Below are 15,650 nucleotides of genomic sequence, written 5' to 3' on the forward strand. Positions count from 1 at the left end.
CTTGCCACCAGACGGTCCCTACAGCCGGGGCGGCTTCCCGTTCGATGGCGTCCATCACGCCCTTGCTGAAATCCTGATCCAGCAAGGCGAAACGCTCGGCGCTATCATCGCTGGCCTCAAGCAGTCGGGAACAGCGATGATAACGCTCCCAAGCCTCCGATAGCTCGGGATCATTGGCAAAACGCCTGACCAGCAGCTTGGCTTCCCCCTCGTCCAGCTCGCCGTCCATCATGGCCGATAGCTGTTCGCGAAGCTTCTCGCTCATCTCCGTCTCCTATTACCTCAGTCCGAGGCGCCCTCAAGCAATGGCTGAAGCCGATCCGAAATGGCTTCACGTGCCCTGAAAATCCGAGATCGCACTGTTCCGACAGGACAGTCCATGGCTTCGGCGATCTCTTCGTAAGTCAACCCTTCCAGTTCCCGTAAAACGATGGCAGTACGCAAATCATCCGGCAGGTTGGCGATGGCCTCCTCCACGGTACTGCGAATCTCTTCCGTCAGCGCCATGCCCTCCGGCGTGTCCACATGCTTTAGACGGGCCTGGATATCGAATTGTTCCGGGTCCTGCAGGTCCACATCCTGGTCCACGGGACGACGGCGCTCCGCCACCAGATAATTCTTGGCCGTATTGATGGCGATTCGATACAGCCAGGTATAAAAGGCACTATCACCGCGGAAATTGGGAAGCGCGCGATAGGCCTTGATGAACGCCTCCTGCGCCACGTCCAGGGCATCCGCCTGGTCGCGAACATAGCGGGAGATCAGCTTGACGATCTTGTGCTGATATTTGCGCACCAGCACATCGTAGGCGGCCTTGTCGCCCTGCTGAACTCGTTCAACCAGCAACTGATCCGTTTTCCTGTTGCCCATCCGGGGCCGATCCTCTGCAGAGGCGGCTTCTCCCTCGCCCTGTCGGGTGTGACCCGCGGACGCCCAGGGAGTTCGCCGAAAATGTCGGGTTTTTGATCACAGTGGCAAAGATTACACCACCCGCATGGAAGCGCCGCCGTCCCCGATCAACTGGAGGGTCCGGCGGCAGCCCGGTAAACTTGGCGGCTATTGTAACAGAGCCCGCTGCCGACGCCGCCGCGGGCCTTGCTGGAATTGTGAGCATGGCTGAACGCATACAGGATTATGACGCCATCATCCTTGGCACCGGGGCGGCCGGTCTGGCGGCCGCTGTTGGCCTGCCCAGCCACTGGCGGGTGGCCCTGGTCAGCAAGGGGCAGCCCGACGCCGGCAGCACGGCCTGGGCCCAGGGTGGCATGTCAGCGGCTGTTGACGCCGGTGACAGTATCGATGCCCATGTTCGCGACACCCTGGAGGCCGGCGCAGGGTTGGGCAATGAAATGGCCATACGGCGAGTGGCGGAAGCCGCTCCGAAGATGGCCCAATGGCTGGGTGAGCTGGGTGTCGCCTTCACTCGCGATGCCCGTAATGAATTGCATCTGACCCAGGAGGGTGGTCACCGCCACCGTCGGGTTCTGCATGTGGCCGATGCTACCGGCCGCGCCATTCAGGACAGCCTGGACAAGGCTGTCCGTGCCCAGGCCGAGCGACACTGGCTCACCAACCACATCGCCGTGGACCTGATCACCAGTCGACGTCAGGGTCTGCCCGGTGACAACCGGGTGCTGGGTGTCTATGTGCTCAATCAGCAGAGTGGCCAGGTGGAAACCCTGCGCAGCCCCAGAGTGCTGCTGGCCACCGGCGGTGCCAACAAGGTCTATCTCTATACCAGCAACCCGGACGGCAATACCGGCGATGGCATCGCCATGGCTTGGCGGGTTGGCTGCCGCGTGGCGAATCTGGAGTTCATGCAATTCCACCCCACCTGTCTGTTCCACCCCGATGCCCGCTCCTTTCTGATCAGCGAGGCCGTGCGAGGTGAAGGAGGACAGTTGTTGCTGCCGGACGGTGACCGCTTCATGCCCCGATTTCATCCCCAGGCCGAACTGGCGCCTCGGGATGTGGTGGCACGGGCCATTGACCATGAAATGAAACGCCTTGGTCTTGAGCATGTTCTGCTCGATATCAGTCACCAACCCCCCGATCAGGTTCGCCGCCAGTTCCCCACCATCCATGAGCGGCTGATGGAACTGGGCATCGACATGACCCGCGAAGCCATTCCGGTGGTGCCGGCAGCCCACTACACCTGCGGCGGTGTCATCACCGACCTCGCCGGTCGCACCGACCTGCCCGGGCTCTATGCCGCCGGCGAAACCGCCCACACCGGGCTGCATGGTGCCAACCGCATGGCCAGCAACTCCCTGCTGGAGTGCCTGGTGATGGGACGGGCCGCCGCCGAGGATATGAGCGAGATTGAACTGCCCCCGGCAAGGGAATCATTGCGAGCCTGGGACGAAAGCCGGGTCACCGATTCCGATGAGGAAATCGTGGTCAAGCACAACTGGCTGGAGCTGCGTCGCTTCATGTGGGATTACGTGGGCATCGTGCGCAGTGAAAAGCGCCTGCGGCGGGCGGCGGCCAGGGCGGAACTGCTGCGCTCGGAAATACAGGCTTACTATGCCGGCTTTCGCATCACCCCGGACCTGGTGGAGCTGCGCAATCTCTCTGAAGTGGCCAATCTGGTCATCCGCTGCGCCCAGCGCCGGCGGGAAAGCCGCGGCCTGCACTACAACCTGGATTGGCCCGATACCCTACCGCCGGAGCGAGCGCGGGATACGGTGCTGATCCCGCCCAACTGGCCGGGCCGGGAACAACTGCCCCAATGGCCGAGCTTCACGATCCACTCGGTCCCAGCGCAATCGGGTTCTGAGTCGGCGTAGGGAGTCGGCCTCGACGCCGTCGGCGGCCAATACCAGCCAGCCGCCCCCGGTCGGGCCGATCTTCAAGATCAAAAGGGCCTGGGACGACCACTCCACCCGCCGCAGGGGAATGTGCCGACGTTCCCCCTGTTCATCCACAAGATACAGGCGCCCGCCGGGCTCGAGCACCAGGGCGGTGGCCTCGTGGGCAATGAAGGGAAAGGCCCAGCAAAGCAGATGCCAGCGCAAGGCCAGGGCATTGAAGGCCAGTAGAAAGAACAGCAGCCAGGGAGGCAGTTGGGCGAGAAAGACGGCCAAGCCCGTCAGCCCGTGGAGAAACAGAAACAAGAGGAAGAACCGGGGCGATGCCCCGGCATCAATCTGCGTACGGCTGCCGAATCCGTGATACCACATTGGCGAGATCCCTCTCTTCCGGTTCCGTCCGCCCGGTCAGCCAATCCCACAGTTCCGGGTCCTGACGGTCCAGCAAGCGAACAAAAGCCTGCTTCTCATCCTGTGAAGCAGTCTCCCATGCCCGGGCCAGATAGGCCTCCAGCATGACATCCAGTTCCTTCATGCCCCGCCTGCACAACCAGCGCAGGCGGGACAGAGGTGGCAAGGCCGAGGCGCCGTCGTCCATCAATGCTTGCGCTCGGCCAGCAGTTTCTTGGTTTCCACAATAGCCTTGGCCGGATTCAGACCCTTGGGGCAGGCCATGGTGCAGTTCATGATGGTGTGACAGCGATAGATCTTGAAGGGATCTTCCAGATCATCCAGCCGCTCACCGGTGGCTTCGTCACGGCTGTCCACAATCCAGCGATAGGCCTGCAGCAGCACCGCCGGGCCGAGATAGCGGTCACCATTCCACCAATAACTGGGGCAGGAGGTCTGGCAGCAGGCACAGAGAATACATTCATAAAGACCGTCGAGCTTGGCTCGATCTTCCTTGGACTGCAGGCGTTCCTGATTGGGGGGCGCCGGCGTATCGGTCTTGAGCCAGGGTTCCACGGATGCCAGCTGGGCATAGAAGTGGGTCATGTCGGTGACCAGATCCTTGACCACATCCATATGGGGCAGAGGATAGATCTTCACATCCCCCTTGATCTCATCACAGCCCTTGGTGCAGGCAAGGGTGTTCACCCCGTCGATATTCATGGCGCATGAACCGCAAATGCCTTCACGGCAGGAACGCCGGAACGTCAGACCCGGATCCATTTCATTCTTGATCTTGATAATGGCATCAAGAACCATGGGCCCGCATTCCTCCATGTTCACCTCATAGGTGTCCATGCGCGGGTTTTCCCCGGAATCGGGGTCATAACGATAGACATGAAAGCGCTTGACCTTGTCGCTGTCGCCTTCCGTCTTGTGTGTCTCGCCCTTCTTGATGCGGGAGTTTTTTGGCAGCCGGAAATCAGCCATGTCTGTGCCTCTCCAGTGCGGGTGCCGGGACTGGCCCGAGCACGTCAATCAGTAGGTTCGTGCCTTGGGTGGAATCACATCCACTTCATCGGTCAGGGTATCCATGCGAACCGGACGATACTCAATCTTCACCCCACCCTTGCCGTCGTACCAGGCCAGGGTATGTTTCATCCAGTTGTCATCGTCACGATCAGAGTAGTCTTCACGGGCATGGGCACCCCGACTCTCTTCACGATTCTTGGCCGATTCGATGGTGGCCATGGCCTGACCAAGGAGATTATCCAGCTCCAGGGTTTCCACCAGGTCCGAATTCCAGACCAGGGATCGATCGGAAACGGAAACCCGATCGAAAGAAGCAACCGTCTTCTTGAGCTGCTCAATGCCTTCCTGCATCACATCCCCGGTCCGGAAGACCGCGGCGTGTGACTGCATGGTCTTTTGCATGTCCAGCCGGATGTCGGCCGTTTTGAGATCGCCCTTGGCATTGCGCAGGCGGTCCAGGCGTTCCAGACAGGCATCACCGGCGTCTGCCGGCAGCGGTTTGTGACGTTGCCCCGGCTCAATCAGCTCACCGCAGCGCTCGGCCACGGCACGACCGAAGACCACCAGGTCCAGCAGGGAGTTGGAGCCCAGTCGGTTGGCCCCATGCACGGAGACGCAGGCGGCCTCGCCCGCCGCCATCAGGCCGGGCACCACATGATCCGGATTACCGTCTTTCAGGGTCAGCACTTCGCCATGGTAATTGGCCGGAATGCCGCCCATGTTGTAGTGCACGGTGGGCAGCACGGGAATGGGTTCCTTGGTGACGTCCACCCCGGCGAAAATGCGGGCGGTTTCCGCAATGCCCGGGAGGCGTTCGTTGATCACATCGGCGCCCAGATGCTCCAGGTGAAGATGGATATGATCCTTGTCCTTGCCCACACCACGACCTTCACGGATCTCGATTGTCATGGAGCGGGACACCACATCGCGGGATGCCAGATCCTTGGCGTTGGGGGCGTAACGCTCCATGAAGCGCTCACCCTCGGAGTTGGTCAGATAGCCACCCTCGCCACGCACGCCCTCGGTGATGAGACAGCCGGCACCGTAAACGCCGGTGGGATGGAACTGCACGAATTCCATGTCCTGCAGCGGCAGGCCGGCACGCAGAACCATGCCATTGCCGTCACCGGTACAGGTATGCGCGGAGGTGCAGGAAAAGTAGGCACGACCATAACCGCCCGTGGCCAGGATCACGGTATGGGCCTGGAAGCGGTGAATGGTGCCATCCTGCAGATTCCAGGCCATGACCCCGCGGCAGACCCCCTCTTCGTCCATGATCAGGTCCAGGGCGAAGTATTCAATGAAGAATTCAGCGTGGTTACGCAGGGCCTGCTGATACAGGGTATGCAGCATGGCGTGACCGGTGCGGTCGGCGGCGGCACAGGTACGCTGGGCCGTGCCTTCCCCAAAATGCGTGGTCATGCCACCGAAGGGACGCTGGTAGATCTTGCCTTCGTCGGTGCGTGAGAACGGCACACCATAGTGTTCCAGCTCGATCACCGCCTTGGGTGCTTCCTTGCACATGTACTCAATGGCGTCCTGGTCACCCAGCCAGTCGGACCCCTTGACGGTGTCATACATATGCCAGCGCCAATCGTCCTCGCCCATGTTGCCTAGGGAAGCACTGATTCCGCCCTGGGCGGCGACAGTGTGACTGCGCGTGGGGAACACCTTGGTGATGCAGGCTGTGCTGAGATTCTTCTCGGCCAAGCCCAGGGTGGCACGCAGGCCGGCACCGCCGGCACCCACCACCACAACGTCATACTGATGATCAATTATCTCGTAGGCCTTCGACATTGACTCAGGCTCCGAATGCTACCCGCAGCACGGCGATGATGCCGGCGGCGGCAAGGAAGAAATGGACGAAACGGGACAGAACAAGGAATGTCAGGCGTGATCCCTTGCTGGACACATAGTCTTCGATGACGACCTGCAGTCCCAGCTCCGAGTGATAGAAAAGCGTGCCAATGAACAGCACCAGCAGGATGGTCACCAAGGGATTGGCCATCCACTGACTGACGGTGGCGTAATCGGCACCGGTCATGCTGACCAGGGAGACGATAAACCAGATGAACAGGGGGATCAGGGCTACCGCGGTCAGACGCTGGATCAGCCAGTGATGAACACCGTCGCCGGCCGCGCCAAGGCCCTTGGCTCGCTTCAGGGGAGTTCGCAGGCTCACAGGACACCTCCGTGGGTGGCGTAGGCGGCATACCAGGTCAGCAGGGTCAGCAGGACCGCGGCGGCCACGGCCAGATAGCCGGACAGCCGAGCGGCGCCCAGGTCCAGACCCTGACCGGCATCCCAGAACAGATGACGCAGGCCATTGCAGAAGTGGTACCAGAACGCCAGGGTCCAGCCGAACAGCAACAGGCGGCCGGGCCAGGAAGCGATCAGCTCCTGGGCGGTGGCGTAGGCAGTGGGACCGGCTGCGACCGATACCAGCCAGTACACGAGAAAGATGGTCCCGATCGTCAGAAACACGCCCGTGATGCGGTGCAGGATGGACAATGCCATCGTCCACATAAAGCGATAGATCTGGAGATGGGGTGAAACCGGCCGGTTTTCTGCCGCCATGCGGGTCACCTCGATTCAATGAATGAACAATTCAGGTGGAGCAGCGATGGATTCCTTGCCACCAGAGTCAGACCAATTCCGCCTCCACAGCCATGCCGGCGATTCAGGAGGCAAGCGTTTCTCCGGTTTCAGAAATCCGAGCAGCGCCCCTTCACTTCCCAGTCGCCGTAGCGGGTCGGCTCCGGCCCCTTGGGGCCGCCGATCTCGCGCGGGCCTTGATGCTCGCTTTCAGCCGATTGCCCGTCACCTGCCACACCGGCATCCTCGCCGGCCAATCCACCGGTCGCCCGTGCCCGTCTGAATTCTCTTTCTTTCTCGGACATGGACATGGGCTCGCTCCCGGAGTGACATGAAACGGTACGACCATCCATCGAAGGCGGTGGAAACAGCTCGGCGGGCACAGACGCCCGCCGGGTTCGACCACTTTCGAAAGCTCGCAGTATTCTATACGCTGACGCGCCCTTGGCAAAGTCACCCCGAGCGGAGACAGTGGTAGAAGCCCATGACAGAATCAGCAGCGATCAACGATATCGAGACCTGGGCCGAGTTTGTGCGGTCCCGGGAGAAGGCCGATCAGCCGGATTCCACGGCCCTCGCCTGGCTGCCGGGCCTGAGCGTGGTGCGAGCGGAAGGTGGTGACGCGGAAAGCTTCCTGGACGGTCAGTTCAGCGCGGCCGTGGGCGAACTGGGCCAGGATGAGGCGGTGCTGACCGCCTGGCACGATCCCAAGGGGCGGGCGGTGACCACCGTGTTGATGAGCCGGGATGAAAGCGGCTTTGAACTGCTCTTGCCCAGCAGTCTCATGGACACGGTGCTGCCAAAACTGCGTCTCTATGTTTTGCGCGCCCAAGTGAACCTGTCGGCGCAGCAGGACACCGTCGTTCTGGGGCGGTGGGATGACAATGACAGTGGAGAAACGCCCTTCCGGCCTCTCAGCGGCCTGTCGGCGGCCGGTTTCTGGTCCGGTCCGCTCAGCGAGGCACGGTCGCTCTGGGATGAGTTCGAGGCAGCCGGCGACTTGCCGATCCGCGAGACTGAATGGCGACGCCGGGAATTGCTGGCCGGCCTGCCAAGGCTCGGCCCCGAGACCAGCGGCCGCTTCCTGCCCCAGTTTCTCGGCCTGGACCACTTCGGCGGCCTCAGCTTTCGCAAGGGCTGCTATATCGGCCAGGAAGTGATCGCCCGAACCCACTACCTGGGCAAGGTCAAGCAGGGCCTGAAGCTGGCCCGCTGCCAGCAGGCTGCTCCCGCCGGCGCAGCTGTCCGTGACAGTGCCGACCGCCTGGTGGGTCAGGTGCTGGACTCGGTGGCGGCTAGTGACGCAAGCCACTGGCTGGTGCAGATTGTGGTCAGGGAGAACCATGATGGCGAATTGCATCTGGATGGTGGTGGGGAAGCTGACGGGGAAGCCCCCGCGCTGAAGCTCTTCGACTAGTCAGCGCCTTCCAGGGCACCGCCTCGGACCCATTCCGGCGCCCGCCGGAGCGTTCTGCACCCCTCCGAGCCGTTGATGAGCGGGGCCGGGCAAGTGGAACAGGATTGATCGACGGATCCCTAAAGTTCCTCTCCAGCCGGCCGTTGAAATAGGCAATGGAAGCGTTTTTCATGTCTGCCGGAGGGAGAGAACATCATGCGGGCACCCAACCCTTACCAGGTGCAATGGCCGACCCTGCCCCGAGCCGATGGTGCCCTGTTTAACGGCATATCCCGCGCCGGGCGCTGCTTCCACCACCTGCCCACCGATAGTGTGCCCGGCCTGATTGGCGAAATGCTCAGGGACGACTACGGTTCGGTCATTTCGGTGACCGTTCGCTTCGAAGCCCGGCAACCTGGCCGGGTCAGCGTCACTACCGGCGAAATCCCGGATGCGTGGATGCCCTATGACCACGGTCATGCCCCCCAGCTCCCCGCCTACCTTTGTGCGCTCCAGCAACTCGTCCGGGATGGCGAGGAAACCGAGAATCCCCAGCAGCTTCTGGCCCACGCCGAAGGCTGGTTTGCCCTCACCTCCCGCCACACCATGAAGCTGCCACTGGATCGACGGCGCTTTCCGGCGCTGGCCTATTAGGGAAGCGCCGCCGGCGCTTCCCGATGCCCATCAAGCCTGAACCTGATGCAAGTCAAAACAGACTTGCCATCGGCTGGTAATGTAATCACTGCATAATGTTGTACAGTATCGGGTATCGGGCCGTTACTTCTGCCCCGGCGCAGTACCCGGGCTTGGCGCCGACCGTCAGGATTGGCGGCAGCGGCCAACGCTATAATTGATCGGCAAATCGCCAGGCCCAACGGTTTCAGCGTTTATGCCGGCGCCTTATAAACATCGCAAGGAGACATCAATGTACGAAAGCGCCCTGATCGCCGTGGATTTCTCCCGCTCCAGCCTGCCCATGCTCAAGCGCCTTGATTACATGGAACGAATGGGCGTCAAGCGGGTGGTGCTGGTCAATGTCAAACCCACTGCCACCGGCAGTGGCGGTGAAGGCAGCGCGAAGCTGAGCACGGCGGAACGCAAGGAAAAGCTGGAAGAGCATGCCGATGTGCTCCGCGACCGCTTTACAGTGGAGACCCGCATCGTCTCCGGCGACCCGGTTGAGCAGATCCTGACCCTGGCCAGTGACGAGGGCATGCATCTGATCGTCACCGGCTCCCGCGCCCACCATCCGGCCAAGCGCCTGCTCATCGGCAGCACTGCCTCCGGCCTGGTGCGCAAGGCGACACTGCCGGTACTTCTGGAGGATGTCCGGGATGCCGACGAGGGCGAAGACAAGGTGCCGCGCCGTGATGGCCCCACCCTGCTGGCCACCGACGGCTCCAGTGCGGCCGAGGCCGCCGAGGATCATGCCCTGCAGATGCTGGGCAAGGACAAGCACCTGCGCGTGATCACGGTGAGCTCCAGCAATGACATTGCCCGAGCCTGGCGGCGCCTGGAACGGATCACCCAGAAGGCCGCGGATGCCGATGTCCGCCTGATCCGCAGCGTTGACCTGGGTCGCGCCGAGCAGGTCATTCCCCAGATTGCCGCCGCCGAGCGAGCCTCCCTGATCATTACCGGCCGCCGTGGCCGCGAGGGCGTGCGTGGCGTCCGCCTGGGCTCTACCGCCGAATACATCTGCCGCAATGCCAACCGACCGGTACTGCTGGTACCAGGCACCGAGCAAGACCGCTCGTAATCAGTCTAAACCAGAAAAGGCCGGGGCCTTTGGCCCCGGTCTTTTTTCATCTTGTCGACGATACCGGCTGCGACAGCTCAGTCTGTGTCGCCTGAGGCCGCCTCCGGGCGCATCAGGGGGAACAGCAGCACGTCACGAATCGAGGGCGAATCGGTAAACAGCATCACCAGGCGGTCGATGCCGATGCCTTCCCCGGCCGTGGGCGGCAAACCGAATTCCAGGGCCCGGACAAAGTCGGCATCATAGAACATGGCTTCTTCGTCGCCGGCTTCCTTTGAGCGGACCTGCTCGCGAAAACGCTCGGCCTGGTCTTCGGCGTCATTGAGCTCGGAGAAGCCATTGGCCAGCTCACGGCCACCAATGATCAGCTCGAAACGCTCGGTCAGGAAGGGATCGTCATCCTTGCGCCGAGACAGGGGCGAGACCTCGGTGGGATAGTCGATCACGAAGGTCGGCTGGATCAGGCGGTGTTCGGCGGTCTTCTCGAAGATCTCCAATTGCAGCTTGCCGGGGCCCCAATTGTCTTCCAGCTTGATCCCCAGCTTCTCACACACCCCGGCCAGATAGTCACGATCACGCAGGCGAGCCTCATCCAGGCCTTCGTTATAACGCAGGATGGCTGCCTCAACCGTCAAGCGTTCGAAGTCCCGGGAGAAGTCATAGGATTCACCCTGGTACTCGACCACATCACCGCCCACCACGGCCTCGGCGATACTGCGGAACATGCGCTCGGTCAGAGCCATCAGGTCATTGTAATCGGCATAGGCCTGATAGAACTCCAGCATGGTGAATTCCGGATTATGGCGGGTGGAGACCCCCTCGTTCCGGAAGTTGCGGTTGATCTCATAGACCCGATCCATGCCGCCCACCACCAGGCGCTTGAGGAAGAGCTCTGGCGCCACTCGCATGTAAAGGGGCATATTCAGGGCGTTATGATGAGTCATAAAGGGCCGTGCCGCCGCACCACCGGGGATGGACTGCATCATCGGCGTTTCCACTTCCATGAAGCCCGAGGCGTTCATGAAATCGCGCACGAGCTGGATGATCCGGGTACGGGTCTTGAAGGTCTCCATGACCTCCCGGTTCATGATCAGGTCCAGATAGCGCTGGCGGTAACGGGTTTCCTGGTCCTGCAGGCCATGGAACTTCTCCGGCAGCGGGCGCAGTGACTTGGTCAGCAGGCGGATTTCTTCCACCTTGACCGACAGCTCGCCGGTCTTGGTCTTGAACAGGGTGCCGGTGGCGCCGACGATGTCACCCACATCCCAGGTCTTGAAGGTCTTGTAGACACCTTCCGGCAGGGCGTCGCGCTGCACGAATAGCTGGATTCGGCCGGTGCTGTCCTGGAGCTTGGCAAAACTGGCCTTGCCCATCACCCGCTTTTCCATCATCCGCCCGGCGACGTGAACGCGAATCTCTCCCGACTCCAGGGATTCCCCACTGCGTTCGCCGTAAGTACCGTGCAGCTCATCGGCCAGCGAGTCGCGATGGAAATCATTGGGGAAGGCTTCGCCACTCTCGCGCCATGCGGCAAGCTTGTCGCGGCGGTGCTGGATGAGCTTGTGTTCCTGTTCCTGACTCATGACCCTGATTGCTCCTGGGAAAGCATTGAAGTATTAAGGCGGGTCGCCCCGCATCCTGGCAAGGTGGTTCAGAGACCCTTTTTCAGACTGGCCTCAAGGAAGGGTTCCAGATTGCCGTCCAGCACGCCCTGAGTGTTACCGATCTCGACACCGGTACGCAGGTCCTTGATCCGCGACTGGTCGAGGACATAGGAACGGATCTGACTGCCCCAGCCGATGTCGGACTTGCCCTCTTCCACCGCCGCCTGTTTTTCCCGCCGCTGCTGCATCTCATGCTCGTAGAGCTTGGCCCGCAGCTGCTTCATGGCAGTGGCCTTGTTCTTGTGCTGGGAACGTTCGGTCTGACACTGCACCACAATGCCGGTGGGTTCATGCACGATACGCACGGCGGATTCGGTGGTGTTGACGTGCTGACCACCGGCACCGCTGGCCCGATAGACATCAATGCGCAAGTCGGAGGGATCGATATCCACTTCCACGTTGTCGTCGATCTCCGGAGAGACGAAAACCGCAGCGAAGGAAGTGTGACGGCGATTGCCGGAATCGAAGGGAGATTTGCGCACCAGGCGGTGGACACCCGTCTCGGTGCGTAGCCAGCCGAAGGCATAGTCGCCCTCGAACTTGACGGTAGCACTCTTGATGCCGGCCACTTCCCCGGCGGAGCATTCCATCAACGTGGTCTTGAAGCCCTTCTGTTCGCCCCAGCGCAGATACATGCGCAGCAGCATCTCGGCCCAGTCCTGGGCTTCGGTGCCACCAGAACCGGCCTGGATGTCCACGAAGGCGTTGGCCTCGTCCATTTCGCCGGAGAACATCCGGCGGAATTCCATTTTCTCGACAATGGTGGTCAGGTCGTCCAGTTCACCGGGCAACTCTCGCAGGGTGTCCTGGTCATCTTCCTGCTGCGCCATATCGAACAGCTCACCGGCATCCTCGATGCGGGAGCTGCATTCTTCCAGGCTGTCCACGATTTCCGCCAGACGGGCCCGCTCCTGGCCAAGGGCCTGGGCCCGTTCCGGGTCATTCCAGACTTCGGGGACTTCCAGTTCGCGGGTGACTTCGGTCAGTCTTTCCTTGCGACCAGGGTAGTCAAAGATACCCCCTCAGCGCTTCAATGCGCTCCTGCAGGTCGCTGATCTGGCGTTGAATGGCATTGGTTTCGACGGCGTCAGACACGAGCTGCCTCTCCCGCTGTTGGTTCACTGTTTCCGGAAGTTCACCCCGGGGCCGGGGCCTTGAAACCCGCGTATGCTACACCATTCGGATGACTGGATGAAGCTTCGGCCCACGCGGGGCCCCTGTCCCTCACAGGGGCTCGATCAGGACCACCAGCAGCTGGGGACGACGCAGGCCCTGCCACTCGTTCACCTCGAGCCGGTAGGCGATGCGGATCCACTCCGGCAGGCCGCCCAACTGTTCCGGCGGCGGATTGAAGGCAATGGCGTCGATGGGCGTGGCCGCATCGGGATGTTGCAGGCGCAGCTTGAGGTGATGCTCCCCCACCACCCGCTCTTCCAGAACCCGGAATTCGCCATCAAATAGGGGTTCGGGAAAGCCCTGCCCCCAGGGCCCATGCCGACGGATCAGCTCGGCCACCTCAAGCGACAGCTCCGAGACCTCCAGGGGGCCATCGCTGTGGATGATGCCGGACAGTGTCTCCGCCCCGGCACGGGCCTCCACCGCTTCCTTGAACAAGCGGCGGAAGCTGTCTAGGCGGTCTGACCGGAGACTGAGACCGGCGGCCATGGCATGGCCGCCAAAGCGTTCGATCATCCCCGGCTGTCGACTGTCCATGTCGGCCAGGACATCACGGATATGGATACCGGGGACGGAACGGAGTGAGCCTTTCAGCATCCTATCTCCGTCCGGTGCCATGACCGCCACCGGTCGGTGAAAACGCTCTTTCAGGCGGGATGCCAGCAGGCCAACGATACCGCTGTGCCAGTCGGTCCGGAACAGGGTGAGCGCGGCGGGCAACTCTGCTCCCCCGTCCAGCTTGATACGCTCCAGGGCACGCTCGGCCTGCTCCTGCATGTCCCGCTGCAGGTAACGCCGTTCCCGATTCATGGCGTCCAGCTTTTCGGCGCCTGCCCGCGCTCTGCCCGGGTCTCTGGCGAGCAGGGTCTCAATGCCGTGGGAGATGTCGTCCAGGCGACCGGCGGCGTTCAGGCGTGGGGCGATGGCAAAACCGAGATCGGCGGCCGTCAGGTCGGCGCGGTTGCGGTCCGCCACCCGAATCAGGGCTTCCAGGCCCGGCCGCAGGCTGCCGGCACGGATCCGCTGCAGACCCTGGTGAACCAGAATCCGGTTATTGCGATCCAGGGGCACCAGGTCGGCGACCGTGCCGAGAGCAACCAGATCCAGCCATTCGGCGAGGCTGGGTTCGGGGATGGCCTGTTGCTCGAACCATTGTGCATCCCGCAGGTGCTGACGCAGACCCAGCAAGAGATAGAAGGCAACCCCCACACCGGCCAGGTGGGGGCTGGCAAAGCCCTGCCCCGGCAAATTGGGATTGAGGATGGCATTGGCGCCCGGCAGGGTCTCGCCGGGCAGGTGGTGGTCGGTGACCAACACATCGATACCGGCGGCCCTGGCGGCGGCGACACCCTCAATGCTTGAGATGCCGTTATCGACGGTGATGATCAAGGCCGGATCCCGCTCCCGGGCCACCTCCAGCAGTTCCGGCGAGAGGCCATAGCCGAAATCGAAGCGATTGGGCACCAGGTAATCCACCGCCGCCGCGCCCATCGCCTCGAGGCCCGATTTGAGCAGGGCGGTGGCGGTGGCGCCATCCGCGTCAAAATCGCCGACGATGAGAATGGGCCCTTCACTCAAATGGCGGGAGACCAGCGCTGCGGCCTCGGACAGACCATCCAGTCCTTTGGGTGGCAGCAGGCGGGCGGCACGATAATCGATGTCCTCGACGCTGTGGATACCCCGGGCGGCATACACCCGGCGCAGGACCGGATGAACGCTCAAGGTCTGTGCCCCGGGAGAGACGGTCGGATCGGGCTGTCGGCGGCGGATTCGGGAAATCATTCCGCCTCCGACTCAGCCAGGTGCTCCCACAAGGGCCGTTCACGTCGCCAGAAACGCCAGCGCATGCCGGGCCGCATATGCCATGGACCCAGCGGTCCCAGTGCCAGCTCCAGGCTGTCCAGCTCGCCCTTGCCCAGGGCACGCAGGGCCGCCTGCCACCAATCCCGGTCGAGCTGCTCAAGAGCCGCCTGCCAGCCCGGACCATCGCCGTCCAGCGCGGCGCGGGTGCCGGTCTCGATCACCACCAGGCTGTCGCCCCATGCCTGGCCCCGCCAGTCGGAGAAACTCGCCGGTTCCGGCCCACTCTTGCAGCCCTGATGCTGAGCCAGGCCCTGCCAGACCGGATCATTGGACAGCAGGGATGCCCAGGAGCCGAGCCTGTTTTCCACCTCATCGAGCCGCCCCCCACCCCAGGGCCAGACACCACTGACGGTGGGCAGGCCGCGGGCGGTCCGGGCCTGATTGACCGGATGATCATGAAACAGCATCTGGGTCTCATTGATGAGCTGCTCAAGTTTTACCCGATCGGGACCGGCCGGCATGAAGTGATTGATATTGCGCCCGGTCACTGCCGCCACCGGCGTGGTTTCAACGCTCAGGTCCCCGGGCGCGGCCAGATACCAACGATCGGGAGCCTGAACCTCCAGCCGCCAGCCGTCTTCAGCGAACTGCTGATTGAACTGCCCGACCAGGGCGTCGGCTTCCTCGGCGTCGAGGTCGAGAGCGCGGCCATCCCAGAGCAGAAGAAAGTCCTGATCGGGGCGAAGGTGCACCGGGTCGGCCCGCAACCAGTAGCCTTGCCTCGGGCGCTTACCTTCCCCCAACAGGGCAAGGGCAGCCTGGGATTGCCCGGGCCCCTGCAAGCTGTCAGCCGGCAGCGCATCGCCACGGGCCAGCAGACGGTGAAGCCCCGGCAGGGCCGGTGCCTGGGCCTGTAGATCTTCGACCAGTACCCGACCGACATCGAACAGACCAGGAAAATGGAGACGCAGACGGGGGCGTCGCCTGTTAGACTGATGAGCAGTTTCAGACATGCGGGAGAGTAT

General features: G+C 62.4%; 16 protein-coding genes and 1 pseudogene. 4 read left to right on the top strand and 13 right to left on the bottom strand.

Translation table 11 applies throughout. The features are described from left to right. Positions 1 to 265, bottom strand: a 265-nt coding sequence (locus ACJWXQ_RS03840) for a sigma-E factor negative regulatory protein (protein WP_406672190.1), incomplete at its 3' end; no start/stop codon positions are given. A gap of 17 nt (positions 266 to 282) precedes the next feature. Beyond that, positions 283 to 870, bottom strand: coding sequence for an RNA polymerase sigma factor RpoE (gene rpoE, locus ACJWXQ_RS03845; protein WP_346052217.1), 588 nt, complete (start codon positions 868 to 870; stop codon positions 283 to 285). 242 nt (positions 871 to 1,112) lie between these two features. On the opposite strand from rpoE, the gene nadB reads away from it, so the two are divergent. Next, positions 1,113 to 2,789, top strand: a complete 1,677-nt coding sequence (gene nadB / locus ACJWXQ_RS03850) for an L-aspartate oxidase (protein WP_406672191.1) — start codon at positions 1,113 to 1,115, stop codon at positions 2,787 to 2,789. 27 nt (positions 2,790 to 2,816) lie between these two features. Here the strand turns inward: nadB and ACJWXQ_RS03855 are convergent. From ACJWXQ_RS03855 to ACJWXQ_RS03885, 7 genes and pseudogenes are all read right to left on the bottom strand, one after another. Next, positions 2,817 to 3,182: pseudogene (locus tag ACJWXQ_RS03855) on the bottom strand (hypothetical protein); the annotation flags it as partial. Then, positions 3,145 to 3,408 (bottom strand): succinate dehydrogenase assembly factor 2, encoded by a 264-nt coding sequence (locus ACJWXQ_RS03860; RefSeq protein WP_406672202.1) that lies wholly within the window; start codon positions 3,406 to 3,408, stop codon positions 3,145 to 3,147. The pseudogene ACJWXQ_RS03855 and the gene ACJWXQ_RS03860, both read right to left, overlap by 38 nt. Next, positions 3,408 to 4,190, bottom strand: coding sequence for a succinate dehydrogenase iron-sulfur subunit (locus ACJWXQ_RS03865; protein WP_346052223.1), 783 nt, complete (start codon positions 4,188 to 4,190; stop codon positions 3,408 to 3,410). Before ACJWXQ_RS03865 ends, ACJWXQ_RS03860 begins: the two co-directional genes overlap by 1 nt. Before the next feature lie 48 nt (positions 4,191 to 4,238). Beyond that, entirely contained in the window at positions 4,239 to 6,029 is a 1,791-nt protein-coding gene (gene sdhA / locus ACJWXQ_RS03870) for a succinate dehydrogenase flavoprotein subunit (protein WP_346052225.1), read from the bottom strand. Positions 6,030 to 6,033: 4 nt separating this feature from the next. Beyond that, a complete protein-coding gene (gene sdhD, locus ACJWXQ_RS03875; RefSeq protein WP_346052227.1) occupies positions 6,034 to 6,414 on the bottom strand; it encodes a succinate dehydrogenase, hydrophobic membrane anchor protein in 381 nt (126 codons plus the stop codon). Beyond that, positions 6,411 to 6,809, bottom strand: coding sequence for a succinate dehydrogenase, cytochrome b556 subunit (gene sdhC / locus ACJWXQ_RS03880; RefSeq protein WP_346052229.1), 399 nt, complete (start codon positions 6,807 to 6,809; stop codon positions 6,411 to 6,413). Before sdhC ends, sdhD begins: the two co-directional genes overlap by 4 nt. Before the next feature lie 128 nt (positions 6,810 to 6,937). Beyond that, positions 6,938 to 7,180: a DUF1674 domain-containing protein gene (locus ACJWXQ_RS03885; RefSeq protein ID WP_406672203.1), complete on the bottom strand. Its 243-nt coding sequence runs from the start codon at positions 7,178 to 7,180 to the stop codon at positions 6,938 to 6,940. Between the two features lie 131 nt (positions 7,181 to 7,311). Between ACJWXQ_RS03885 and ACJWXQ_RS03890 the strand changes: the two genes are divergently transcribed. The 3 genes from ACJWXQ_RS03890 (at position 7,312) to ACJWXQ_RS03900 (ending at position 9,982) form a co-directional block, all read left to right on the top strand. Beyond that, positions 7,312 to 8,244 carry a hypothetical protein gene (locus tag ACJWXQ_RS03890; RefSeq protein ID WP_346052233.1) on the top strand — a complete coding sequence of 311 codons (933 nt, stop codon included), beginning with the start codon at positions 7,312 to 7,314 and terminating at the stop codon, positions 8,242 to 8,244. 195 nt (positions 8,245 to 8,439) lie between these two features. Continuing rightward, positions 8,440 to 8,877 carry a hypothetical protein gene (locus ACJWXQ_RS03895; RefSeq protein ID WP_406672192.1) on the top strand — a complete coding sequence of 146 codons (438 nt, stop codon included), beginning with the start codon at positions 8,440 to 8,442 and terminating at the stop codon, positions 8,875 to 8,877. Between the two features lie 271 nt (positions 8,878 to 9,148). Next, positions 9,149 to 9,982, top strand: coding sequence for a universal stress protein (locus ACJWXQ_RS03900; RefSeq protein WP_346052237.1), 834 nt, complete (start codon positions 9,149 to 9,151; stop codon positions 9,980 to 9,982). Positions 9,983 to 10,059: 77 nt separating this feature from the next. Here the strand turns inward: ACJWXQ_RS03900 and lysS are convergent, their stop codons facing one another. The 4 genes from lysS to ACJWXQ_RS03920 form a co-directional block, all read right to left on the bottom strand. Beyond that, a complete protein-coding gene (gene lysS, locus ACJWXQ_RS03905) occupies positions 10,060 to 11,565 on the bottom strand; it encodes a lysine--tRNA ligase (RefSeq protein WP_346052239.1) in 1,506 nt (501 codons plus the stop codon). Positions 11,566 to 11,633: 68 nt separating this feature from the next. Next, positions 11,634 to 12,741 (bottom strand): peptide chain release factor 2 gene (prfB, locus tag ACJWXQ_RS03910; protein ID WP_346052241.1). Its coding sequence is split into 2 segments (ribosomal slippage): positions 11,634 to 12,656 and positions 12,658 to 12,741, totalling 1,107 coding nucleotides; the frame shifts between segments, so codons are not numbered across the junction. Positions 12,742 to 12,870: 129 nt separating this feature from the next. Then, positions 12,871 to 14,604: a single-stranded-DNA-specific exonuclease RecJ gene (gene recJ, locus ACJWXQ_RS03915; RefSeq protein ID WP_406672193.1), complete on the bottom strand. Its 1,734-nt coding sequence runs from the start codon at positions 14,602 to 14,604 to the stop codon at positions 12,871 to 12,873. Continuing rightward, positions 14,601 to 15,638 (bottom strand): hypothetical protein, encoded by a 1,038-nt coding sequence (locus tag ACJWXQ_RS03920; RefSeq protein ID WP_406672194.1) that lies wholly within the window; start codon positions 15,636 to 15,638, stop codon positions 14,601 to 14,603. The genes recJ and ACJWXQ_RS03920 overlap by 4 nt, the downstream gene beginning before the upstream one ends. Between the last annotated feature and the right edge of the window lie 12 nt (positions 15,639 to 15,650).

Source organism: Natronospira sp. (assembly GCF_007134575.1).
Classification (GTDB): domain Bacteria; phylum Pseudomonadota; class Gammaproteobacteria; order Natronospirales; family Natronospiraceae; genus Natronospira; species Natronospira elongata.